We start from the raw sequence: 20,963 nt of genomic DNA, 5'->3' as shown, positions 1-20,963 counted from the left end.
AAAAAGCGCTAACAAATACCCTTTAGGAATTAGCTTATGGAGCGGTTCGTCTACCCTGATGGGTCCGCATCATCAAAAGACTTATTCCCAAATCGTATGAAAAAGAATGAAACAATTCTTTTTGGGTGTATGAAAAACTCATTACCCTGCAGGGACCAAATCAACTGCGATTAGACGAAGGTAGTAGACACACAAGGTTACGATTGACTTGGTAGTCACTATCTGGCGCTAATCGCGCATCTGTGGATCGAGGGCGTCAGACCCGAGACCAAAGAAATACAAAAATTAGAAATGAGAGGAGCGGTACATGAAGAAGTCAACATTGGCGTTGGCCGTAGCTTTGGCTGCGGTTGCCCAGCAGGCAAACTCCGCCGGTTTCATCGAAGACAGTAAGGCAACACTGGGGCTGCGTAACTTCTACATCAACACAGATAACCGTGACGGTCACCGTGGCACTTCCAACTCGGCGAGCAAAAACGCTGAATGGGGCCAGGGCTTCGACCTGCGTTTCATCTCGGGTTACACCCAAGGCACCGTCCAATTTGGTGTTGACGCAATCGGCCTGTACGGCGTGCGCCTCGATTCCAGCCATGCAGAACATGGTAACTACACCGGCACCGCTTCCGGCGGTACCGTGTTCCCAAGCGATGGCAACAAAGCCGTCAACGATTACGCCAGCCTGGGCGTGACCGGTAAGGTGAAGATCTCCCAAACCGAACTGAAGCTGGGCACCCTGCAGCCTAAGCTGCCAGTTATCGTGACCAACGATGGTCGTTTGCTGCCGCAAACCTTCCAAGGTGGCCAAATCACCACTAACGACATCAAGGATTTGACCTTGGTGGCCGGTCAGGTGGAGAAGGCCAAGGGCCGTAACTCCAGCAACAACGAAAACCTGTCGATCGGTGGTGCAAACGGTAGCTCCAACTACAGAACCGGTACTTTCAGCAACAAGTTCTACTACGCCGGTGGTGACTACAAGCTGACCAAAGACCTGACTGCCCAGTACTACTACGGCAACCTGGAAGACTTCTACAAGCAGCACTTCCTGGGTCTGACCCACAACTGGGCAATCGGCCCGGGCGTTTTGAAGTCTGACCTGCGTTATTTCAACAGCTCGGACGATGGTAAGAACGGCGACACCGCCGCTTACTACTCCAGCGGTAACTACAACAACTTCAACGCCGGTAAAGGCAAGGTCGACAACAACCTGTACAGCGGCCTGTTCCTGTACACCGTTGCCGGTCACACCTTCGGTGGTGGTTACCAGGTCAGCAATGGCAGCAGCGACTTCCCTTGGTTAAACCAGGGTGACGGCTCGTCGGCTTACATCACTACCGACATGCAGATCCAGAAGTTCGCCCGTGCTGGCGAGCGTACCTGGCAAGCTCGCTACGCCTATGACTTCGCAAAAGTCGGTGTACCTGGCCTGACCGCTGGCGTTGTTTACCTCAAAGGTAGCGACATCGACACTATCGCCAACAACGCTGGTCGCGCCGAAACCACCGGTCAATCCGAGTGGGAACGCGACATCACCGTTGCCTACGTGATTCCAGAAGGCCCGCTGAAAAACCTCGGCTTCGCCTGGAAAAACGCTATGTGGCGTACCGACCTGGCGAACACCCGTTCCCAGGACGAAAACCGTCTGATCGTCAGCTACTCGCTGCCACTGTTCTAGTAGCGTGAAGCTGTTGTAAGTGTAATGCCTTGCCCGGTGCAACACCGGGCAAGGTGCTTTACTTTCAAGTCGGGCTAAACCCCCGCAAGCCCTTCCTGAACCCCTCTTTGTACAGCGTCTCAAGGCCTTCTCGAACCTTGGAAACGATGGTGCTCCTCGCCTTCGAATACGTCCAATGAACAGATTTTTAATATTCCTTTATCGTCTAGATAAATCGATATTTATTCTTTTTAAATAATTCACAATCCATGCACAGTGGGCTCCATAAGCACTCACCAGGAGCCACACCATGAGCCTAAGACTGGGCGATATCGCCCCCGACTTCGAACAGGATTCCAGCGCCGGCAAGATTCGTTTCCACGAATGGCTGGGCGATAGCTGGGGTGTGCTGTTTTCCCACCCGGCGGATTTCACCCCGGTGTGCACCACCGAGCTGGGCTTCACCGCCAAGCTCAAGGACGAATTCGCCAAACGCGGCGTCAAGGCCATCGCCCTGTCGGTCGACCCGGTGGATTCGCACCACAAGTGGATCGAAGACATCAACGAAACCCAGAACACCCTCGTCAACTTCCCGATCCTGGCCGACGCCGACCGTAAAGTGTCCGACCTGTACGACCTGATCCACCCCAACGCCAGTGACACCCTCACGGTGCGTTCCTTGTTCGTGATCGACCCGAACAAGAAGATCCGCCTGACCATCACCTACCCGGCCAGCACCGGGCGCAACTTCCACGAAATCCTGCGGGTCATCGACTCGTTGCAGCTTACCGACAACCACAAGGTCGCCACGCCCGCCAACTGGCAGGACGGTGATGAAGTGGTGATCGTGCCGTCGCTCAAGGATGAGGAAGAGATCAAGAAACGCTTTCCGAAGGGGTATCGCGCGGTGAAGCCTTACCTGCGCCTCACGCCACAACCGAATCGCTGATCACATAGCAGGGGTTTTGAGGCCGTTTCGACGGCCTTTTTTTTCGCCTGCGATTTCATATCTCGTATATGCAATTAAAGAATAAACACATGAAAAAATAAGATTTAAAGATATATGAATCTGCTGATAAGGTCTGTTCCATCTTGGCGCTATCGCCACACAGCGAACCGCCGACACCTGCTCAAGGAATTCCTGCATGTTGGTCGTAACACTTGGAGGCAGTCCCAGCCAGCGTTCCCGCTCCGGGGTGTTGCTGGATAAAACCCGTCAGTGGTTGCAAGACAAAGGCGTAGAAGTGGTGAGTTACCAGATACGGGACTTCCCGGCTGAAGACCTGCTGCATGCGCGCTTCGACAGCCCCAAGGTCATCGATCTGTTGCAACAAGTGGCTAACGCAGATGGCTTGGTAATCGCCACGCCGGTGTACAAGGCCTCGTTTTCCGGCGCGTTGAAAACCGTGCTGGACCTGCTGCCCGAACGCGCCCTGGCCCACAAGATCGTGTTGCCGATGGCCACCGGCGGCAGCATCGCCCACATGCTGGCGGTGGACTACGCCCTGAAGCCGGTGCTGTCGGCGCTGAAGGCCCAGGAATTGCTCCACGGCATCTTTGCCGAAGACAGCCAGATCGCCTACGGTGAAGGCAGCGCCCAGGCGCAACTGGTGCCGGTACTTGAACACCGTTTGCACGAAGCCCTGGAAACGCTCTACGGCGCCATGGCCCGTCGCCCGAAACCGCTGGACCCCCATGTGTTGAATGAACGTTTGTTGAGTGCTCGCTGGAGCATTTAAGCCACACCGAAACGTAAAAAACTCACCTTACTCAGCCGCCAACGGCCAAGCAGGTGCAGCCAACCCCCTAAACGCATTATTTGGAGAGAGCGCCATGCGCACTGTCATCTTGCGTCGTGGTCTGGTCGCACTGTTTGCTGCGGCTGTGTCCTTCGGCGCCATTGTTCAAGCTCAAGCCGCCGAGACCCTGCGGATCGGTTATCAGAAGTACGGCACGCTGGTGCTGCTCAAGGCCAAGGGCACCTTGGAAAAACGCCTGGCTGCCCAAGGCGTGAACGTGCAGTGGACCGAGTTCCCTGGCGGCCCGCAATTGCTCGAAGGCCTGAACGTCGGCTCCATCGACTTTGGCGTGACCGGCGAAACTCCACCTGTCTTCGCCCAGGCCGCTGGTGCCGACTTGCTCTACGTCGCCTACGAGCCGCCCGCACCGACCAGCGAAGCGATCCTGGTGCCGAAAGACTCGCCGATCAAATCCGTGGCCGAACTCAAGGGCAAGAAAATCGTCCTGAACAAAGGCTCCAACGTGCATTACCTACTGGTACGTGCCCTGGAAGACGCCGGCCTGAAATACACCGATGTGCAGACCGTGTTCCTGCCGCCCGCCGATGCGCGTGCGGCCTTCGAGCGTGGCAGCGTGGACGCCTGGGTGATCTGGGACCCTTACCAGGCCGCCGCCGAGAAACAACTGCAAGCGCGCACCCTGCGTGACGGTACTGGCATTGCCGACAACCACCAGTTTTATCTCGCGACCAAGCCTTACGCTGAAAAACACCCTGAAGTGGTCAAGGCGCTGATCGAAGAAGTGCGCGCCGTGGGCGAATGGTCCAAGGCCAACCCGCAGGAAGTGACTGAACAAGTCGCACCTCTGCTCGGCCTGCCGGCCGACATCACCCTGACCTCGGTGAAACGCCAAGGCTACGGCGCGCTGTTCCTGACGCCGGAAGTGGTGGCCGCCCAGCAGAAAATCGCCGACAGCTTCTACCAGCTCAAATTGATCCCCAAGCCCTTGAACATCAAGGACGTGATCTGGACACCACCCGCCGCCGTGGCCAAAGCGCCGTAATCCGACTTCTTCAGGAGACAACTCCATGAGCCTCAATATTTTCTGGTTCCTGCCTACCCACGGCGACGGCCATTACCTTGGCACCGCCGAAGGCGCTCGCGCCGTCGACCACGGTTACCTGCAGCAAGTGGCCCAGGCCGCTGACCGTCTGGGTTTCGGCGGGGTGCTGATCCCTACCGGCCGCTCCTGCGAAGACTCGTGGTTGGTGGCGGCCTCGCTGATCCCGGTGACCCAGCGTCTGAAATTCCTGGTTGCCCTGCGCCCCGGAATCATTTCCCCGACGGTGGCCGCGCGTCAGGCCGCGACTCTGGACCGACTGTCCGGCGGGCGTGCCCTGTTCAATCTGGTCACTGGGGGTGACCCGGAAGAATTGGCCGGCGACGGCTTGTTCCTCAGCCACGAAGAGCGCTATCAGGCCTCGGTGGAATTCACGCGCATCTGGCGCCGTGTGCTGGAAGGCGAAACCGTGGATTACGACGGCGAACACATCAGCGTCAAAGGCGCCAAGCTGCTCTACCCACCGATCCAGCAACCGCGTCCGCCGCTGTACTTCGGTGGTTCTTCCGAGGCGGCCCAGGACCTGGCGGCCGAGCAAGTGGAAATGGTGCTGACCTGGGGTGAGCCGCCTGCCGCCGTTGCGGAAAAGATCGCACAGGTGCGGGCCAAGGCCGAGAACCTCGGCCGTACCCTGCGCTTCGGCATTCGCTTGCATGTGATCGTCCGTGAAACCAACGAAGAGGCGTGGAAAGCCGCTGACAAATTGATCTCCCATGTGGACGACGACACCATCGCCCGCGCCCAGGCCTCGTTGTCGCGCTTTGACTCGGTAGGCCAGCAACGCATGGCCGCGTTGCACGGCGGCAGCCGCGACAACCTGGAAGTCAGCCCCAACCTGTGGGCCGGCGTCGGCCTGGTGCGTGGCGGTGCAGGCACCGCGCTGGTGGGTGATGGCCCAACCGTGGCGGCACGCGTGAAGGAATACGCCGCCCTGGGCATCGACACGTTTATCTTCTCCGGCTATCCACACCTGGAAGAGTCGTATCGCGTCGCGGAGCTGCTGTTTCCGCACCTGGATATCGAACGTCCCGAGCTGCCGAAAAGCGCCGGTTACGTCAGCCCGTTCGGCGAAATGGTCGCCAACGACATCCTTCCCAAAGCTGCGTCGGCGAGCTGAGGCAGCCCATGAACTATGAAAAATTGAGTCATCGCGTGGCGCCTTGGGTGCTGCCGATTTTGTTACTCGCGGTGTGGCAGCTGTCGGTGTCGGCGGGTTGGTTGTCGACCCGCATTCTGCCGGCACCCAGTGCCGTGATCGCCGCCGGTGTCCACTTGGTTGCCAGCGGCGAAATCTGGACTCACCTGGCCATCAGTGGCTGGCGTGCGGGCCTGGGTTTCGTGATCGGCGGCAGCATCGGCCTGGCCCTGGGCTTTATCACTGGCCTGTCGAAGTGGGGCGAACGCCTGCTGGACAGTTCGGTGCAGATGATCCGCAACGTGCCGCATTTGGCGCTGATTCCGCTGGTGATCCTGTGGTTTGGCATTGATGAGACGGCGAAGATTTTCCTGGTCGCCCTCGGCACGCTGTTCCCGATTTACCTCAACACCTACCACGGCATCCGCAACGTCGACCCGGCGCTGGTGGAAATGTCGCGCAGCTACGGCTTGTCCGGGTTCAGCCTGTTCCGGCAGGTGATCCTGCCGGGCGCGCTGCCATCGATTTTGGTGGGCGTGCGCTTTGCCCTGGGTTTCATGTGGCTGACGCTGATCGTGGCGGAAACCATCTCCGCCAGTTCCGGTATCGGTTACCTGGCGATGAACGCCCGCGAATTCCTGCAAACCGACGTGGTGGTACTGGCCATTGTCATGTACGCGATCCTCGGCAAGCTGGCCGATCTGGCGGCGCGCGGTCTGGAGCGTGTGTGGCTGCGCTGGCATCCGGCGTATCAAGTAAATAAAGGAGGTGCGGCATGACAGCTCAACAACCCCCGCGCCTGCTCAAGGGCATTCCCCTGGCGGTACGCAAGCTGCGCAAGGCCTTTGGTGCGCGCGAAGTGCTCAAGGACATCGACCTGCATATTCCGGCCGGTCAGTTCGTGGCTGTGGTCGGGCGCAGCGGTTGCGGCAAAAGTACTTTGCTGCGCCTGCTGGCCGGCCTGGATAAGGCCAGCGGCGGCGAACTGCTGGCCGGTTCCGCGCCCTTGAGCGAAGCGATTGAAGACACGCGGTTGATGTTCCAGGAGGCGCGCCTGCTGCCCTGGAAAAAGATCATCGACAACGTCGGCCTGGGCCTTAAAGGCAACTGGCGCCCCAAAGCGTTGGAAGCCCTGGAAGCGGTCGGCCTGGCCGAGCGCGCCAATGAATGGCCAGCGGCGCTGTCCGGCGGGCAGAAGCAACGCGTGGCCTTGGCCCGTGCGCTGATCCACCAGCCGCGCTTGCTGCTGCTGGATGAGCCGTTGGGTGCGCTGGATGCCTTGACCCGTATCGAGATGCAGCAACTGATCGAAAACCTCTGGCAGAAGCACGGCTTCACCGTGTTGCTGGTGACCCACGACGTCAGCGAAGCCGTGGCGATTGCCGACCGGGTGATCCTGATCGAAGACGGCGAAATCGGTTTGGACCTGATCGTCGACCTGCCACGCCCACGCGCCCGCGGCTCACATCGCCTGGCCGCACTGGAAGCTGAAGTGCTCAACCGTGTGTTGTCCCTGCCGGGCTCACCGCCGGAACCTGAACCTGTTTCACCGCTGCCTACGCAATTGCGCTGGGCTCAATAACTCACTTGTCCTACGAAGAGAGAACGACATGACTATTAAAGCGATCAACGTGCGTAACCAGTTCAAAGGCACCATCAAGGAAATCGTCGAAGGCGACGTGCTGTCGGAAATCGACGTGCAGACTGCGTCCGGTATCGTGACATCCGTGATCACCACCCGCTCGGTCAAAGAGCTGGAACTGGTGATTGGCAGTGAAGTGATTGCGTTTGTGAAATCGACTGAGGTGTCGATTGCCAAGTTGTGATTGGCGGCGTTCTTGAGATTGCTTTCGCGAGCAAGTCGAATCGTCGCACCGCCGCTCCCACATTTGCCTGCATTCCAAAGTTGGAACTCGGTCGAATGTGGGAGCGGGCTTGCTCGCGAAAAGGCCGGCCCAGTCACTACAAGACTTAGCGTTTGGGCAGGTACGGCGGCAAATACAGCCCCACATACGCATCAAACACCCGCATCCCTTCCTCCGCCATACGCGGCGTGATCAACCCATGCTGATGCACCGAGCGTGCATACACGCGGTCGCTCAACTCCAGGGCCAACGCAAACACGTCCACATCATTCGGTAGCGTCGGCACTTCAAAGTGACGGTTGAACACCGTGAGCATCAAATCGCCCAATTCCAGATCGTGCTGACGATCCGCCTGGGTCACTTCCGTCAGCCCATGCTGGGCCAGGATCAACTGGCGAGCAGCGGCGTCTTGATCGTAGACCGTGAGCATGCGCTGCTCGACGATGCAGGACAGGTCGCGCCAATGCTTGAGTGAGTCATGGTCGATGGGCGCCTGGATAGCGGCCCGAAATGCGCCGTGAACGTCAGCGGTCAAGGCTTCCAACAACGCCGGCACACTGGCGAAAAAGTGATACACCGACGACGGCGGGATCTGCGCCCGCTCGGCCACGCTATAGATCGATAAACTCGCCACGCCTTCGGCGGCCAGCAAAGCGCGGGCGGCGTCGAGGATCGCGTCGATCCGGGCCTGGCTGCGGGCGCGGGGTTTGCGAGGGGCGGCGGGGCGGGTGGTCATGGAAGTCTCCTACAAGGCAGCGGGCATTGTATTAGAGAACACCATAAAAAATGCCGCAGGCCATTCAGCCTGCGGCATTCTTTTATTGCAGCCGCCGTTTAGACGGTATGCAGGTACCAGTTGTACTCAAGGTCGGAGATGGAGTGTTCGAACTCCTCCAGCTCACTTTCCTTACAGGCGACGAAGATATCGATGTATTTAGGATCGATGTACTTGGCCATCACCTCGCTGTCATCCAACTCACGCAGGGCATCGCGCAGGTTGTTCGGCAGGCTCTGTTCGTTCTGCTCGTAGCTGTTGCCTTCCACGGGTGCGCCAGGCTCGATCTTGTTGGTCAGGCCGTGGTGCACGCCTGCCAGGACCGAAGCCATCAGCAGGTAAGGGTTGGCGTCGGCGCCGGCCACGCGGTGTTCGATACGTACGGCATCGGACGAGCCGGTCGGTACGCGGATCGCCACGGTGCGGTTATCCAGGCCCCAGCACGGCGAGTTCGGCACGTAGAACTGTGCGCCGAAACGACGGTAGGAGTTGACGTTGGGGCACAGGAACGCCATTTGGGCGGGCAGGGTCTCGAGCACACCGCCGATCGCGTGACGCAATGCGGCGTTCTGCTCGGGATCCTCGCTGGCAAAGATGTTTTTGCCGTCCTTGTCCAGAATGGAGATGTGTACGTGTAAACCGTTGCCTGCCTGGCCTGGGTAAGGCTTGGCCATGAAGGTGGTGTCCATCTCATGGTCGTAGGCGATGTTCTTGATCAGGCGCTTGAGCAGTACCGCGTAGTCGCAAGCCTTGATCGGGTCGGCGACGTGGTGCAGGTTCACTTCGAACTGCGCCGGGGCACTTTCCTTGACGATGGCGTCGGCCGGGATGCCTTGCTCTTTGGCACCTTCCAGGATGTCCTGGAGGCAGTCGACATATTCGTCGAGGTCGTCGATCAGGTAGACCTGTGTCGAGTGCGGGCGTTTGCCGGAGATCGGCGAGCGGGGCGGTTGTGGGCGGCCGTTCACGTTCTCCTGGTCGATCAGGTAGAACTCAAGCTCGAAGGCGGCGCAGATGGTCAGGCCGAGGTCGTCAAATTTGCTGACAACTTGGCGGAGCACCTCGCGCGGATCGGCGAAGAAAGGTTCACCTTCAAGTTCGTGCATGGTCATCAGCAGTTGCGCGGTAGGGCGCTTTTGCCACGGCTCATTGCACAGGGTGTCGGGGATCGGATAACAGATTCGGTCAGCATCACCGATGTCCAGGCCCAGACCGGTGCTTTCCACCGTAGAGCCGTTGATATCCAGGGCAAATAAAGAGGCAGGCAGGTTAATGCCCTTCTCGTAAACCTTGTGGAGGCTGGTGCGTTCGATGCGCTTGCCGCGCACCACACCATTCATATCCGCAATTAGAAGGTCTACGTACAGAACCTCAGGATGATCCTTAAGGAACGCGTTCGCTTCGTTAAGCTGAACGGCACGCGGGGGTACCGACATGATGCAACACCTTTGTTGTTAAAAATATCAATCATTGATCTTTTCTGGTTTCAGTCAACCCGAACGGCATGCCGAAGTCAAGCGAGGCCTTTTTTGCCCTAAAAAAGCGCTGCGATGGCTTTTTTGGGGCTTTTTGGGGCGGTTTTTCGGGTTTGAGGGACTTGGGACTAGCAGGCTTGAGCGGCCCGTGTTGTATTTTTTACGGGGGTGTTGTGTAAAAAAATGAACAAGGCTAAGCTCGATTCAAACCCATAACAGCAATAATACCGGGGTGCTTCATGTTTCACCTGCCGCCCTACGGCGTCTTGGCCTGCTTCAGTCAGGCTGTGTCATCCGTCCATTCCTCCCGCGTGAATGCCCGCGCACCGGCCAATATTCTTGACGCCCGGGCCGACCTCTTTTTTGCCTCCTCATTTGTCACCGAACAGCCTGCGCCTCGCATGCTGCTCAAGATTGCGCACAACTTTGGCGTGAGGAATGCAACGCTGCAGCAAATGGCAGGTAAGCTCCTACCCTGAATGAAAAAAACGACGCGGATGCTGCGTCAACCAACGCCTGGCCTTTAATGGACGCCAGGAAACCCAGCCCAGAGGCATTTATGAGTAACAACCTCGACCAGCTCACCGATTGGTTGAAAGACCACAAGATCACAGAAGTCGAATGCATGATTGGCGACCTCACCGGCATCACCCGGGGCAAGATCTCGCCGACCAACAAGTTCATCGCCGAAAAAGGCATGCGCCTGCCCGAGAGCGTTCTGTTGCAGACCGTGACCGGCGACTATGTCGAAGACGACATCTACTACGAATTGCTCGACCCGGCCGACATCGACATGATCTGCCGCCCCGACCAGAACGCGGTGTACCTGGTGCCCTGGGCCATCGAGCCTACCGCCCAGGTGATCCACGACACCTACGACAAGCAAGGCAACCCGATCGAGCTGTCGCCGCGCAACGTGCTCAAGAAAGTCCTCAAGCTCTATGCCGACCGCGGCTGGCAGCCCATCGTGGCGCCGGAGATGGAGTTCTACCTGACCAAACGCTGCGAAGACCCGGACTTCCCGCTGCAACCGCCGATTGGCCGTTCCGGTCGCCCGGAGACTGGTCGCCAGTCCTTCTCTATAGAAGCCGCCAACGAATTCGACCCGTTGTTCGAAGACGTCTACGACTGGTGCGAACTGCAGGAGCTGGACCTCGACACCCTGATCCACGAAGACGGCACCGCGCAGATGGAGATCAACTTCCGTCACGGCGATGCGCTGTCCCTGGCCGACCAGATCCTGGTGTTCAAGCGCACCATGCGTGAAGCCGCGCTCAAGCACAACGTGGCCGCCACCTTCATGGCCAAGCCCATGACCGGCGAGCCTGGCAGCGCGATGCACCTGCACCAGAGCATCATCGACATCGCCACCGGCAAGAACGTCTTTTCCAATGAAGACGGGACCATGAGCCAGCTGTTCCTCAACCACATTGGCGGCCTGCAGAAATTCATCCCTGAATTGCTGCCGCTGTTTGCCCCCAACGTGAACTCGTTCCGCCGCTTCCTGCCCGACACCTCGGCGCCGGTGAACGTGGAATGGGGCGAAGAAAACCGCACCGTGGGCCTGCGTGTACCGGATGCCGGCCCGCAGAACCGCCGTGTGGAAAACCGCCTGCCGGGCGCCGACGCCAACCCATACCTGGCGATTGCCGCCAGCTTGTTGTGCGGCTACATCGGCATGGTCGAAGGCCATAACCCGAGCGCGCCAGTGGTGGGTCGTGGTTACGAGCGACGCAACCTGCGCCTGCCGTTGACCATCGAAGACGCCCTGGAACGCATGGAAAACAGCAAGACCATCGAGAAATACCTGGGTCAAAAATTCATCACAGGCTACGTCGCGGTCAAGCGGGCCGAGCATGAAAACTTCAAGCGCGTGATCAGTTCGTGGGAGCGGGAATTCCTGCTCTTCGCCGTCTGATGCGCCGGGCGCGCCCTTTAAACGGCGCGCCCTTCACTGAAAAGTCTAGGAGATTGGTATGTCCAGCAACAACCCGCAAACCCGTGAATGGCAAGCCTTGAGCAGTGAGCACCACCTGGCGCCGTTCAGCGATTTCAAGCAATTGAAAGAGAAAGGCCCACGGATCATCACCAAAGCCCACGGCGTTTACCTGTGGGACAGCGAAGGCAACAAGATCCTCGACGGCATGGCCGGCCTGTGGTGCGTGGCGATCGGTTACGGTCGCGATGAACTGGCTGACGCCGCCGCCAAGCAGATGAAAGAACTGCCGTACTACAACCTGTTCTTCCAGACCGCTCACCCGCCGGTGCTGGAATTGGCCAAGGCCATTTCCGACATCGCACCCGCCGGCATGAACCACGTGTTCTTCACCGGTTCAGGCTCCGAAGGCAACGACACCATGTTGCGCATGGTCCGCCACTACTGGGCGATCAAGGGCCAGCCGAACAAGAAAACCATCATCAGCCGCAAGAACGGCTACCACGGCTCCACCGTGGCCGGCGCCAGCCTGGGCGGCATGACCTATATGCATGAGCAGGGCGACTTGCCGATCCCTGGGATCACCCACATCGCCCAGCCTTACTGGTTTGGCGAAGGCGGCGACATGAGCCCCGAAGAATTCGGCGTGTGGGCCGCCAACCAGCTGGAAGAAAAGATCCTGGAACTGGGCGTGGACAACGTCGGTGCCTTTATTGCCGAACCCATCCAGGGCGCCGGTGGCGTGATCGTACCGCCGGCCACCTACTGGCCGCGCATCAAGGAAATCCTCGCCAAGTACGACATCCTGTTCATTGCCGACGAAGTGATCTGCGGTTTCGGCCGTACCGGTGAGTGGTTCGGTAGCGACTTCTACGACCTCAAGCCACACATGATGACCATCGCCAAGGGCCTGACCTCGGGCTACATCCCCATGGGCGGCCTGATCGTGCGCGATGAAGTGGTGGACGTGCTTAATGAAGGCGGTGATTTCAACCACGGTTTCACCTATTCCGGTCACCCGGTGGCGGCGGCAGTGGCGCTGGAAAACATCCGCATCATGCGCGATGAAAAAATCGTTAACCGTGTCCACGACGAAACGGCACCGTATTTGCAGAAACGTCTGAGGGAATTGGCGGATCATCCGCTGGTGGGCGAAGTGCGTGGCGTGGGTATGCTCGGTGCCATTGAACTGGTGCAGGACAAAGCCACCCGCAAGCGTTACGAAGGCAAGGGCGTCGGCATGATCTGCCGTACGTTCTGCTTCGAAAATGGCCTGATCATGCGCGCCGTGGGCGACACCATGATCATTTCGCCACCGCTGGTGATCAGCAAGGCAGAAATCGACGAGCTGGTGACCAAGGCTCGCCAGTGCCTGGACCTGACTTTGGCGGCATTGCAGGGCTAAGTGCTAGGCTCAGAACGCAGCGGCTTCGGGCGCTGCGTCTGAGTGGTTATAAAAATGGGGGCATTGGTTGAAAGCCGGCCCTCGAACTTGCCAGACTGTCGCCCTGTTTTGTTGCCCTTTGGCTGGGCCTCGAAACATATGAAGCTTGTGGCCCAAAAAAGAAAAAATTGGAGCATCACCAAATGAAGGCATTAGGTTTGAAGAACGCTGGCAAGACCCTCCTCGCCTTGTCCCTGATGGGCGCAATGGCGGGCGCGGCCCAGGCTGACGATAAAGTGCTGCACGTCTACAACTGGTCCGACTACATTGCACCGGACACCATCGCCAACTTTGAAAAAGAGTCCGGCATCAAAGTGGTGTACGACGTTTTTGACAGCAACGAAACCCTGGAAGCCAAGTTGCTGGCAGGCAAGTCCGGTTACGACATCGTCGTACCGTCGAACAACTTCCTCGCCAAGCAGATCAAGGCCGGTGTCTACCAGGAGCTGGACAAGTCCAAGCTGTCCAACTACGACAACCTGAACAAATCCCTGCTCAAAGCCGTGTCGGTCAGCGACCCGGACAACAAGCACGCTTTCCCGTACATGTGGGGTTCGATCGGTATCGGTTACAACCCGGAGAAGGTCAAGGCCGCGCTGGGCGTGGACAAGATCGATTCGTGGGACGTGCTGCTCAAGCCAGAGAACATCGCCAAGCTGAAAAGCTGCGGCGTGAGCTTCCTCGATTCGCCAACCGAAATGCTGCCGGTAGCGCTGCATTACCTGGGCCTGCCGACCGACACCCAGAAGAAGGCCGACCTGAAGCAGGCTGAAGACCTGTTCCTGAAAATCCGTCCTTCGATCGGCTACTTCCACTCGTCCAAGTACATCTCCGACCTGGCCAACGGCAACATCTGCGTGGCCGTGGGTTACTCGGGTGACATCGAACAGGCCAAGTCCCGCGCGGCTGAAGCCGGTGGCAAGGTCAAGGTGGCCTACGACATTCCGAAAGAAGGCGCTGGCAGCTTCTTCGACATGGTCGCCATCCCTAAAGATGCCGAGAACGTCGACGCCGCCTACAAGTTCATGAACTACCTGCTCAAGCCGGAAGTCATGGCTGAAATCACCAACAGCGTGCACTTCCCGAACGGTAACGAGAAGGCCACCGCACTGGTCGACAAAGAAATCACCAGCGACCCGGGCATCTACCCGCCAGCGGACGTACAGGCCAAGCTCTATGCCATTGCTGACCTGCCGGCTGCCACCCAGCGTGAAATGACACGCAGCTGGACCAAGATCAAGTCCGGGAAATAACCGGTCTTTGTTAACCACCGCGCCTGGCGCGGTGGTTATCGAAACAATTAAATGACAGAAAGTTTTGCCGGATCGGTTTATCGAGGGTAAGTTGCGCGCCGGTTTTGTTGCCGGGCAACAACTTTGGGCCCAACTATTTAAGAGGACCTCCACTTGCCAATTTCTTTATTTCGCAAAGCCATGCTGGTGGGTGCAGGTATCACGCTGACGTTGAGCGTGCAGGCCGCACCGACGGTGCATATTTATAACTGGTCGGATTACATCGGCACCGACACCCTGGCCAACTTTGAAAAGGCCAGCGGCATCAAGCCGGTGTATGACGTGTTTGACTCCAACGAAACCCTGGAAGGCAAGCTGCTGGCCGGGCGCACCGGCTATGATGTGGTGGTGCCGTCCAACCACTTCCTGGGCAAGCAGATCAAGGCCGGGGCGTTCCAGAAGCTCGACAAGTCATTGCTGACGAATTACGCCAACCTCGACCCGGCGCTGCTCAAGCGCCTGGAAAAGAATGACCCCGGCAACCAGTACGCCGTGCCGTACCTGTGGGGCACCAATGGCATCGGCTACAACGTCGATAAGGTGAAGGAAGTGCTGGGCGTCGACCATATCGATTCCTGGGCGGTGCTGTTCGAGCCGGAGAACATGAAGAAGCTGGCGACCTGCGGCGTGTCGTTCATGGACTCGGCGGATGAAATGCTGCCGGCGGTGCTCAACTACATGGGCCTGAACCCCAACAGCACGAACCCGGATGACTACAAGAAGGCCGAAGAGAAGCTGCTGAAAGTGCGGCCGTACGTGACCTACTTCCATTCTTCCAAATACATCTCGGACCTGGCCAACGGCAACATCTGTGTGGCGGCGGGTTTCTCCGGCGATGTGTTCCAGGCCAAGGCCCGTGCGGCCGAGGCTGGTAAAGGCGTGAACATCGCCTACACGATCCCCAAAGAAGGCGGCAACCTGTGGTTCGACGTGCTGGCCATCCCCAAGGATGCCACCAACGTCAAAGAGGCCCATGCCTTCATCAACTATTTGCTGCAACCTGAGGTGATCGCCCAGGTCAGTGATTACGTCGGTTATGCCAACCCTAACCCAGGGGCGGACAAACTGATGGAGCAATCGATACGCACGGACGAAGCGGTTTACCCACCGCAGGCGGTACTCGACAGGACCTTTGTCAACTTCGAGCTACCCCCGAAAGTGCAACGTTTGATGACCCGTAGCTGGACCAAGGTCAAGACGGGCAAATAAAGCTTTAACGCTCAAACTATCCTGGGTTCGCCTGCATCGGGCGAACAGCAATTTTGTTGGGAGTTTCGTAAATGGCAGTTGCCTCCGGCGCCTATAAGAAAGCCCTCGAAGGGGACCAGACACCGAAGAAGGTGCTGGTCAAAATCGACCGGGTCACGAAGAAGTTCGACGAGACGATTGCCGTGGACGATGTGTCCCTGGAAATCAAGAAAGGCGAGATCTTCGCCCTGCTCGGCGGTTCGGGTTCGGGCAAGTCCACCTTGCTGCGCATGCTCGCAGGTTTCGAGCGTCCGACCGAGGGCCGCATCTACCTCGACGGCGAAGACATCACCGACATGCCGCCCTACGAGCGGCCGATCAACATGATGTTCCAGTCCTACGCCTTGTTCCCGCACATGACCGTGGCGCAGAACATCGCCTTTGGCCTGCAACAGGACAAGATCCCCAAGGCTGAGGTCGACGCCCGCGTGGCCGAGATGCTCAAGCTGGTGCAGATGAGCCAGTACGCCAAACGCAAACCGCACCAGTTGTCCGGTGGCCAGCGTCAGCGTGTGGCCCTGGCCCGTTCCCTGGCCAAGCGTCCGAAACTGTTGCTGCTCGATGAGCCCATGGGCGCCCTCGACAAGAAACTGCGTTCGCAGATGCAGCTGGAACTGGTGGAAATCATCGAGCGCGTCGGCGTGACCTGCGTGATGGTGACCCACGACCAGGAAGAGGCCATGACCATGGCCGAGCGCATCGCGATCATGCACCTGGGCTGGATCGCCCAGATCGGCAGCCCTATCGACATCTACGAAACGCCTACCAGCCGCCTGGTGTGCGAGTTCATCGGCAACGTCAACATCTTTGACACCCAAGTGGTGGACGACGCCGAAGGCCACGCGGTGCTCAAGTGCGCTGACCTCGACCGCGACATCTACGTGGGCTACGGCATCGCCACGTCGGTGGAAGACAAGTCGGTGACCTACGCGATTCGCCCGGAAAAACTGCTGGTCACCACCGAAATGCCGACCTGCGAACACAACTGGTCCAGCGGCAAGGTGCACGACATCGCCTACCTGGGCGGCCACTCGGTGTTCTACGTGGAGCTGCCGAGCGGCAAGCTGGTGCAGTCCTTCGTCGCCAACGCCGAGCGCCGTGGCCAGCGGCCAACCTGGGGTGACCAGGTCTACGTGTGGTGGGAAGACGACAGCGGCGTGGTACTTCGCTCATGAACATGAAGAAGCTCAAGCGCCGCCTGCAACGAATAACGCCCAGTGGCCGTCATGCGGTCATTGGCATTCCCTTCCTGTGGCTGTTCCTGTTCTTCATGCTGCCGTTCTTCATCGTCCTGAAGATCAGTTTTGCCGAAGCCGACGTCGCGATCCCGCCGTACACCGAGATCTACACCTTCGTTGAGCAGAAACTGCAGTTAGTGCTCAACCTGGGCAACTACGCGATGCTCGGCGACGACGAGTTGTACATCGCCGCGTACCTGGGCTCGCTGAAAATGGCGTTCTTCAGCACGCTGCTGTGCCTGCTGATCGGCTATCCGATGGCCTACGCCATTGCCAGTGCGCGCAAAGAGATGCAGACCGTGCTGGTGCTGCTGATCATGATGCCGACCTGGACCGCGATCCTGATCCGCGTGTATGCGTGGATGGGCATTCTCAGCAACAACGGTTTGCTCAATGGCTTCCTGATGTCCATCGGGTTGATCAACGAACCGCTGCAGATCCTCAACACCAATATTGCGGTGTATATCGGCGTGGTCTATTCGTACCTGCCGTTCATGATCCTGCCGCTGTACGCCAACCTGGTGAAGCACGACCAGAGCCTGCTGGAAGCCGCCTCCGACCTGGGTTCGAGCACCTTCAACAGCTTCTGGAAGATCACCGTGCCGCTGTCCAAGAACGGCATCATCGCCGGCTGCATGCTGGTGTTCATCCCCGTGGTGGGTGAGTTCGTGATCCCGGAACTGCTGGGCGGCCCGGAAACCCTGATGATCGGTAAAGTATTGTGGCAAGAATTCTTCAACAACCGTGACTGGCCGGTGGCGTCTGCCCTGGCGGTGGTGATGCTGGCGATCCTGATCGTGCCGATCATCCTGTTCAACCGCAGCCAAGCCAAAGAGATGGAGGGCAAGATATGAAGCGCTTCAGATTCTCCAGCTTTATGCTGGTGGCGGGGTTGTTGTTCATCTACCTGCCGATGCTGATCCTGGTGATCTACTCGTTCAACGAATCCAAACTGGTGACGGTATGGGGCGGTTGGTCGATCAAGTGGTACGTGGGCCTGCTGGACAACACCCAGTTGATGGGCTCGGTGGCACGCTCCCTGGAAATCGCCTGCTACACGGCGGTGGCCGCGGTGGCGCTGGGTACGCTCGCGGCCTTCGTGCTGACGCGCATCAGCCAGTTCAAGGGTCGCACGCTGTTCGGCGGCCTGGTGACTGCGCCGTTGGTGATGCCGGAAGTGATCACCGGTCTGTCGCTTTTGCTGCTGTTTGTGGCCATGGCGCAGATGATCGGCTGGCCCCAGGAGCGTGGCATCGTCACCATCTGGATCGCCCACACCACGTTCTGTGCGGCGTATGTGGCGGTGGTGGTGTCGGCGCGCTTGCGTGAGCTGGACCTGTCGATCGAAGAAGCGGCAATGGATTTGGGCGCGCGGCCGTGGAAGGTGTTCTTCCTGATCACCATCCCGATGATCGCGCCGTCGTTGGCGGCGGGCGGCATGATGTCGTTCGCGCTGTCGCTGGATGACCTGGTATTGGCCAGCTTCGTGTCGGGGCCGGGTTCCACCACCTTGCCGATGGAAGTGTTCTCGGCAGTGCGCCTTGGGGTTAAACCCGAGATCAACGCCGTGGCCAGCCTGATCCTGTTGGCTGTGTCGCTGGTGACCTTCCTGGTGTGGTTCTTCAGCCGTCGTGCCGAAGAGATGCGCAAGAAGGCAATCCAGCAAGCCATCGAAGAAGCGGCGGCGGATGGCTGGCAACAGCCGGACAAGCGCCGGGCGGCTGCACCGGTCTGATTGGGTTTATCTGAACAAACCGGATCAAAATGTGGGAGCGGGCTTGCTCGCGAATGCTGAGTGTCAGTCACCAGATGTCTCGACTGGTCCACCGCATTCGTGAGCAAGCCCGCTCCCACATTGGATTACATTTCAGGTCGATTAAGCAGTCCAAGGCGACTTGCGAATCACCTCGACAAAATTCATCGGCTTGAACCCCGGCTCCTGATCCACCAGCACATCCGTCTTCACGTTACCAAACGTGGTCTGCGGACGATGGCGCAAGCCGTCGGCAAACGCGCAGATGATGCACTCCTTGAACCCTTCGCCACGTGGATGCGCATGCACCACAGCTTCGCGCTGCACGGTAGAAAACGCGGCGTAGTCCATGCCCAGCACGTCCATTTCCACACCGGCCGTCACCAGCGCCACGGTCGGACGCAGATGCTGCGGCACGCCCGGTGTGGTGTGCAGGGCGATGGATAGCCACACCTGTTCAATATCGTCATCGCTCAGCCCGTAAGGCTTGAGAAAGGCCGCCGCCGCGTTGGCGCCGTCGACTTCGAAGCGCTCGTTGTCACTGCGGTGGCCGTCGACCAGGCCCAGGTCATGGAACATCGCGCCGACGTAGAGCAGCTCCGGGTTGTAGGCGAGTTGCTTGCGTTCGCCGCTCAAGGCGCCGAACAGGAAGACCCGGCGGGAGTGGTGGTAGAGCAGGTCGGATTCGACGTCGCGGATGTATTCGGTGGTGGCCTTGGCCAGGGCGCTGTCCGGGATCTGAATGCCGGCGATGGTGGTGCTCATGGTCGTTCTCCTCAACAAAGCGCCGGGGGTGGCGCCGATGAGACCAGTCTGGTCGCGTGCCCGCGAAGGGGCTATGGCGGCAAGGATGCGATCCCGGCCAATGTGCCGCTACATCGTGCCAAGTGGCATGTTGATGGGTGATTCGCTAGGGTGAGGCGGTCGTCTACCGTCGATTCATCACAAGGTTATTTCCGACCATGGGCAAAACCGTCGCCATCCTGATCTTCCCCGGCGTCCAATCACTGGACGTGACCGGCCCCATGGACGTGTTCTGCGAAGCCAACCGCTTTCTACCGTCGCAAGACCATTACCAGCTGGAAGTAATCGGCTTCGGCCACGGCAGCATGGCCGCCTCCAACGGCCTCGCGTTGCAGGCCCACCGGCATTACAGCGAAGCGCTTGAGCCCTACGACCTGCTGCTGGTCGCCGGCGGCCCGCAGTTGCCCTTCGAAGACTTCGGCGTCGAGTTCGACGACTGGCTGCGCGGCGCCACTGACCGTGCGCAACGTTTCGGCTCGATCTGTAATGGCGCCTTCATGCTGGCGCGCGCGGGGCTGTTGGACGGCAAAACCGTGACCACTCACTGGAATGACGCAGCGGACCTGGCGCGCCTGTGCCCCACGGCCCAGGTCGACGCCGACCGCCTCTATGTGCAGGACGGCAATCTCTACACCTCGGCCGGGGTCACGGCAGGCATCGATCTGTCGCTGTATTTGCTGGCCCAGGATCACGGCCCGGAAGTCGCGTTGAGTGTGGCCAAGCGCCTGGTGGTGTTTACCCAGCGCTCGGGCGGGCAGTCGCAGTTCAGCCCGTTCCTTACACCCCATGCCGAAACCACTTCGGCGGTGGCGCTGGTGCAGTTGTACGTGTTGGCGAACCTGACGGGGGATTTGACCATTGCTGACCTGGCCAAGGCGGCCAATATGAGCGCGCGTAATTTCTCTCGGGTGTTTGCCCGAGAGGCGCGGATCACGCCAGCGGAGTTTGTCGAACGGGCGCGGGTCGACGCGGCGCGGGTCATGCTTGAAAGCAGCCCCGCACCGCTCAAGACCGTCGCCTATCAATGCGGCTTTCGCGACGCCCAGCACATGCGCAGTGTGTTCAACCGCCGGCTGGGCGTGACGCCACAACAGTTCCGGCTTAACTTTGCGGCGCCGGTTTGAGGGTGTCGTAGGCTTCCAGGGCGCGCAGCGAGTAGATGTACGCCGCGCCCGCATTCAGCGAAATGGCGGTGGCCAGGGTTGCCGCGACTTCTTCACGGGTGGCGCCAGCCTTGATCGCCGCGTCGGCATGCACGCCGATGCAGCCATCGCAGCGGGTGGTGATGGCCACGGCGATGGAGATCAGTTCACGGGTCTTGGCGTCGAGCACGTTGTTTTCTTCGGCGGCTTCGCCCAGCGCCATGTAGGCTTTGACCATCTTCGGGTTGCTCTTGCCCAGCGCGCCAAAGGCTTTCTTCACGGTAGGCAGCAAGTCGGACCAGTTATTGAACATTGCGGTAACTCCTGAACAGGTGTGGTGGGT

At 59.2% G+C, this 20,963-nt stretch carries 21 protein-coding genes; 17 read left to right on the top strand and 4 right to left on the bottom strand.

The features are described from left to right. The first annotated feature begins 307 nt into the window (after positions 1-307). The 8 genes from ACP7EW_RS16825 (at position 308) to ACP7EW_RS16790 (ending at position 7,474) form a co-directional block, all read left to right on the top strand. Positions 308-1,675 (top strand): OprD family porin, encoded by a 1,368-nt coding sequence (locus ACP7EW_RS16825; RefSeq protein WP_426218447.1) that lies wholly within the window; start codon positions 308-310, stop codon positions 1,673-1,675. 289 nt (positions 1,676-1,964) lie between these two features. Then, positions 1,965-2,603, top strand: coding sequence for a peroxiredoxin (locus ACP7EW_RS16820; RefSeq protein ID WP_033897560.1), 639 nt, complete (start codon positions 1,965-1,967; stop codon positions 2,601-2,603). 196 nt (positions 2,604-2,799) lie between these two features. Then, positions 2,800-3,393 (top strand): NADPH-dependent FMN reductase, encoded by a 594-nt coding sequence (ssuE, locus tag ACP7EW_RS16815; RefSeq protein ID WP_015886424.1) that lies wholly within the window; start codon positions 2,800-2,802, stop codon positions 3,391-3,393. 94 nt (positions 3,394-3,487) lie between these two features. Beyond that, complete coding sequence (locus ACP7EW_RS16810) at positions 3,488-4,456, top strand: sulfonate ABC transporter substrate-binding protein (RefSeq protein ID WP_016978990.1); 969 nt, start codon at positions 3,488-3,490, stop codon at positions 4,454-4,456. Positions 4,457-4,481: 25 nt separating this feature from the next. Next, positions 4,482-5,630, top strand: a complete 1,149-nt coding sequence (gene ssuD, locus ACP7EW_RS16805; protein WP_033897561.1) for an FMNH2-dependent alkanesulfonate monooxygenase — start codon at positions 4,482-4,484, stop codon at positions 5,628-5,630. A gap of 8 nt (positions 5,631-5,638) precedes the next feature. Further along, positions 5,639-6,427 carry an aliphatic sulfonate ABC transporter permease SsuC gene (ssuC, locus tag ACP7EW_RS16800; protein WP_016978992.1) on the top strand — a complete coding sequence of 263 codons (789 nt, stop codon included), beginning with the start codon at positions 5,639-5,641 and terminating at the stop codon, positions 6,425-6,427. After that, positions 6,424-7,230 carry an aliphatic sulfonates ABC transporter ATP-binding protein gene (gene ssuB / locus ACP7EW_RS16795; RefSeq protein WP_016978995.1) on the top strand — a complete coding sequence of 269 codons (807 nt, stop codon included), beginning with the start codon at positions 6,424-6,426 and terminating at the stop codon, positions 7,228-7,230. The genes ssuC and ssuB overlap by 4 nt, the downstream gene beginning before the upstream one ends. A gap of 28 nt (positions 7,231-7,258) precedes the next feature. Beyond that, positions 7,259-7,474: a TOBE domain-containing protein gene (locus tag ACP7EW_RS16790; protein WP_003213899.1), complete on the top strand. Its 216-nt coding sequence runs from the start codon at positions 7,259-7,261 to the stop codon at positions 7,472-7,474. A gap of 145 nt (positions 7,475-7,619) precedes the next feature. Here the strand turns inward: ACP7EW_RS16790 and ACP7EW_RS16785 are convergent, their stop codons facing one another. Next, positions 7,620-8,249 carry a TetR/AcrR family transcriptional regulator gene (locus ACP7EW_RS16785; protein WP_426218443.1) on the bottom strand — a complete coding sequence of 210 codons (630 nt, stop codon included), beginning with the start codon at positions 8,247-8,249 and terminating at the stop codon, positions 7,620-7,622. A gap of 98 nt (positions 8,250-8,347) precedes the next feature. After that, entirely contained in the window at positions 8,348-9,724 is a 1,377-nt protein-coding gene (locus ACP7EW_RS16780; RefSeq protein ID WP_003213894.1) for a glutamine synthetase family protein, read from the bottom strand. Between the two features lie 278 nt (positions 9,725-10,002). Here ACP7EW_RS16780 and ACP7EW_RS16775 point away from each other — a divergent pair, with 278 nt between their 5' ends. The 8 genes from ACP7EW_RS16775 to ACP7EW_RS16740 all read left to right on the top strand — a co-directional run bounded on the left by ACP7EW_RS16775 (position 10,003) and on the right by ACP7EW_RS16740 (position 18,656). Then, positions 10,003-10,242, top strand: coding sequence for a hypothetical protein (locus tag ACP7EW_RS16775; protein WP_426218441.1), 240 nt, complete (start codon positions 10,003-10,005; stop codon positions 10,240-10,242). A gap of 80 nt (positions 10,243-10,322) precedes the next feature. After that, entirely contained in the window at positions 10,323-11,681 is a 1,359-nt protein-coding gene (locus ACP7EW_RS16770; RefSeq protein WP_028618371.1) for a glutamine synthetase family protein, read from the top strand. Positions 11,682-11,739: 58 nt separating this feature from the next. Then, positions 11,740-13,104: an aspartate aminotransferase family protein gene (locus ACP7EW_RS16765; RefSeq protein ID WP_177074324.1), complete on the top strand. Its 1,365-nt coding sequence runs from the start codon at positions 11,740-11,742 to the stop codon at positions 13,102-13,104. Between the two features lie 197 nt (positions 13,105-13,301). Continuing rightward, positions 13,302-14,396, top strand: a complete 1,095-nt coding sequence (locus tag ACP7EW_RS16760; protein ID WP_028618369.1) for a polyamine ABC transporter substrate-binding protein — start codon at positions 13,302-13,304, stop codon at positions 14,394-14,396. 153 nt (positions 14,397-14,549) lie between these two features. Continuing rightward, positions 14,550-15,644 (top strand): polyamine ABC transporter substrate-binding protein, encoded by a 1,095-nt coding sequence (locus ACP7EW_RS16755; protein WP_010207338.1) that lies wholly within the window; start codon positions 14,550-14,552, stop codon positions 15,642-15,644. A gap of 71 nt (positions 15,645-15,715) precedes the next feature. Next, positions 15,716-16,858 (top strand): ABC transporter ATP-binding protein, encoded by a 1,143-nt coding sequence (locus ACP7EW_RS16750; RefSeq protein WP_033897564.1) that lies wholly within the window; start codon positions 15,716-15,718, stop codon positions 16,856-16,858. Further along, entirely contained in the window at positions 16,855-17,775 is a 921-nt protein-coding gene (locus ACP7EW_RS16745) for an ABC transporter permease subunit (protein ID WP_016979002.1), read from the top strand. Before ACP7EW_RS16750 ends, ACP7EW_RS16745 begins: the two co-directional genes overlap by 4 nt. Beyond that, positions 17,772-18,656: an ABC transporter permease subunit gene (locus tag ACP7EW_RS16740; protein WP_033897565.1), complete on the top strand. Its 885-nt coding sequence runs from the start codon at positions 17,772-17,774 to the stop codon at positions 18,654-18,656. The genes ACP7EW_RS16745 and ACP7EW_RS16740 overlap by 4 nt, the downstream gene beginning before the upstream one ends. A 141-nt stretch (positions 18,657-18,797) precedes the next feature. Here the strand turns inward: ACP7EW_RS16740 and ACP7EW_RS16735 are convergent, their stop codons facing one another. Next, positions 18,798-19,439, bottom strand: coding sequence for an HD domain-containing protein (locus ACP7EW_RS16735; RefSeq protein ID WP_426218438.1), 642 nt, complete (start codon positions 19,437-19,439; stop codon positions 18,798-18,800). 197 nt (positions 19,440-19,636) lie between these two features. Here ACP7EW_RS16735 and ACP7EW_RS16730 point away from each other — a divergent pair, with 197 nt between their 5' ends. Continuing rightward, on the top strand, positions 19,637-20,602 hold the full coding sequence (locus ACP7EW_RS16730) for a GlxA family transcriptional regulator (protein WP_033897567.1): 966 nt from the start codon (positions 19,637-19,639) through the stop codon (positions 20,600-20,602). Here the strand turns inward: ACP7EW_RS16730 and ACP7EW_RS16725 are convergent. Next, positions 20,580-20,933 carry a carboxymuconolactone decarboxylase family protein gene (locus ACP7EW_RS16725; protein ID WP_016973032.1) on the bottom strand — a complete coding sequence of 118 codons (354 nt, stop codon included), beginning with the start codon at positions 20,931-20,933 and terminating at the stop codon, positions 20,580-20,582. The two genes, ACP7EW_RS16730 and ACP7EW_RS16725, sit on opposite strands and share 23 nt — an antisense overlap. Positions 20,934-20,963: the final 30 nt, after the last annotated feature.

Source organism: Pseudomonas sp. DWRC2-2 (assembly GCF_049897885.1).
GTDB lineage: Bacteria > Pseudomonadota > Gammaproteobacteria > Pseudomonadales > Pseudomonadaceae > Aquipseudomonas > Aquipseudomonas azotoformans_A.
Note: the sequence above shows the minus strand (reverse complement) of the source record. Positions and strands in the feature narration are given on the sequence as shown.

Excerpts from the sequence above, each read along its gene's own strand:
- ACP7EW_RS16810 (WP_016978990.1), top strand. The coding sequence starts at position 3,488 with ATGCGCACTGTCATCTTGCGTCGTGGTCTGGTCGCACTGTTTGCTGCG.
- ACP7EW_RS16750 (WP_033897564.1), top strand. The coding sequence starts at position 15,716 with ATGGCAGTTGCCTCCGGCGCCTATAAGAAAGCCCTCGAAGGGGACCAG.
- ACP7EW_RS16745 (WP_016979002.1), top strand. The coding sequence starts at position 16,855 with ATGAACATGAAGAAGCTCAAGCGCCGCCTGCAACGAATAACGCCCAGT.
- ssuD (WP_033897561.1), top strand. The coding sequence starts at position 4,482 with ATGAGCCTCAATATTTTCTGGTTCCTGCCTACCCACGGCGACGGCCAT.
- ssuC (WP_016978992.1), top strand. The coding sequence starts at position 5,639 with ATGAACTATGAAAAATTGAGTCATCGCGTGGCGCCTTGGGTGCTGCCG.
- ACP7EW_RS16825 (WP_426218447.1), top strand. The coding sequence starts at position 308 with ATGAAGAAGTCAACATTGGCGTTGGCCGTAGCTTTGGCTGCGGTTGCC.
- ACP7EW_RS16740 (WP_033897565.1), top strand. The coding sequence starts at position 17,772 with ATGAAGCGCTTCAGATTCTCCAGCTTTATGCTGGTGGCGGGGTTGTTG.
- ACP7EW_RS16790 (WP_003213899.1), top strand. The coding sequence starts at position 7,259 with ATGACTATTAAAGCGATCAACGTGCGTAACCAGTTCAAAGGCACCATC.
- ACP7EW_RS16735 (WP_426218438.1), bottom strand. The coding sequence starts at position 19,439 with ATGAGCACCACCATCGCCGGCATTCAGATCCCGGACAGCGCCCTGGCC.
- ACP7EW_RS16770 (WP_028618371.1), top strand. The coding sequence starts at position 10,323 with ATGAGTAACAACCTCGACCAGCTCACCGATTGGTTGAAAGACCACAAG.
- ssuE (WP_015886424.1), top strand. The coding sequence starts at position 2,800 with ATGTTGGTCGTAACACTTGGAGGCAGTCCCAGCCAGCGTTCCCGCTCC.
- ACP7EW_RS16820 (WP_033897560.1), top strand. The coding sequence starts at position 1,965 with ATGAGCCTAAGACTGGGCGATATCGCCCCCGACTTCGAACAGGATTCC.
- ACP7EW_RS16785 (WP_426218443.1), bottom strand. The coding sequence starts at position 8,249 with ATGACCACCCGCCCCGCCGCCCCTCGCAAACCCCGCGCCCGCAGCCAG.
- ACP7EW_RS16725 (WP_016973032.1), bottom strand. The coding sequence starts at position 20,933 with ATGTTCAATAACTGGTCCGACTTGCTGCCTACCGTGAAGAAAGCCTTT.
- ssuB (WP_016978995.1), top strand. The coding sequence starts at position 6,424 with ATGACAGCTCAACAACCCCCGCGCCTGCTCAAGGGCATTCCCCTGGCG.
- ACP7EW_RS16765 (WP_177074324.1), top strand. The coding sequence starts at position 11,740 with ATGTCCAGCAACAACCCGCAAACCCGTGAATGGCAAGCCTTGAGCAGT.
- ACP7EW_RS16780 (WP_003213894.1), bottom strand. The coding sequence starts at position 9,724 with ATGTCGGTACCCCCGCGTGCCGTTCAGCTTAACGAAGCGAACGCGTTC.
- ACP7EW_RS16730 (WP_033897567.1), top strand. The coding sequence starts at position 19,637 with ATGGGCAAAACCGTCGCCATCCTGATCTTCCCCGGCGTCCAATCACTG.
- ACP7EW_RS16775 (WP_426218441.1), top strand. The coding sequence starts at position 10,003 with ATGTTTCACCTGCCGCCCTACGGCGTCTTGGCCTGCTTCAGTCAGGCT.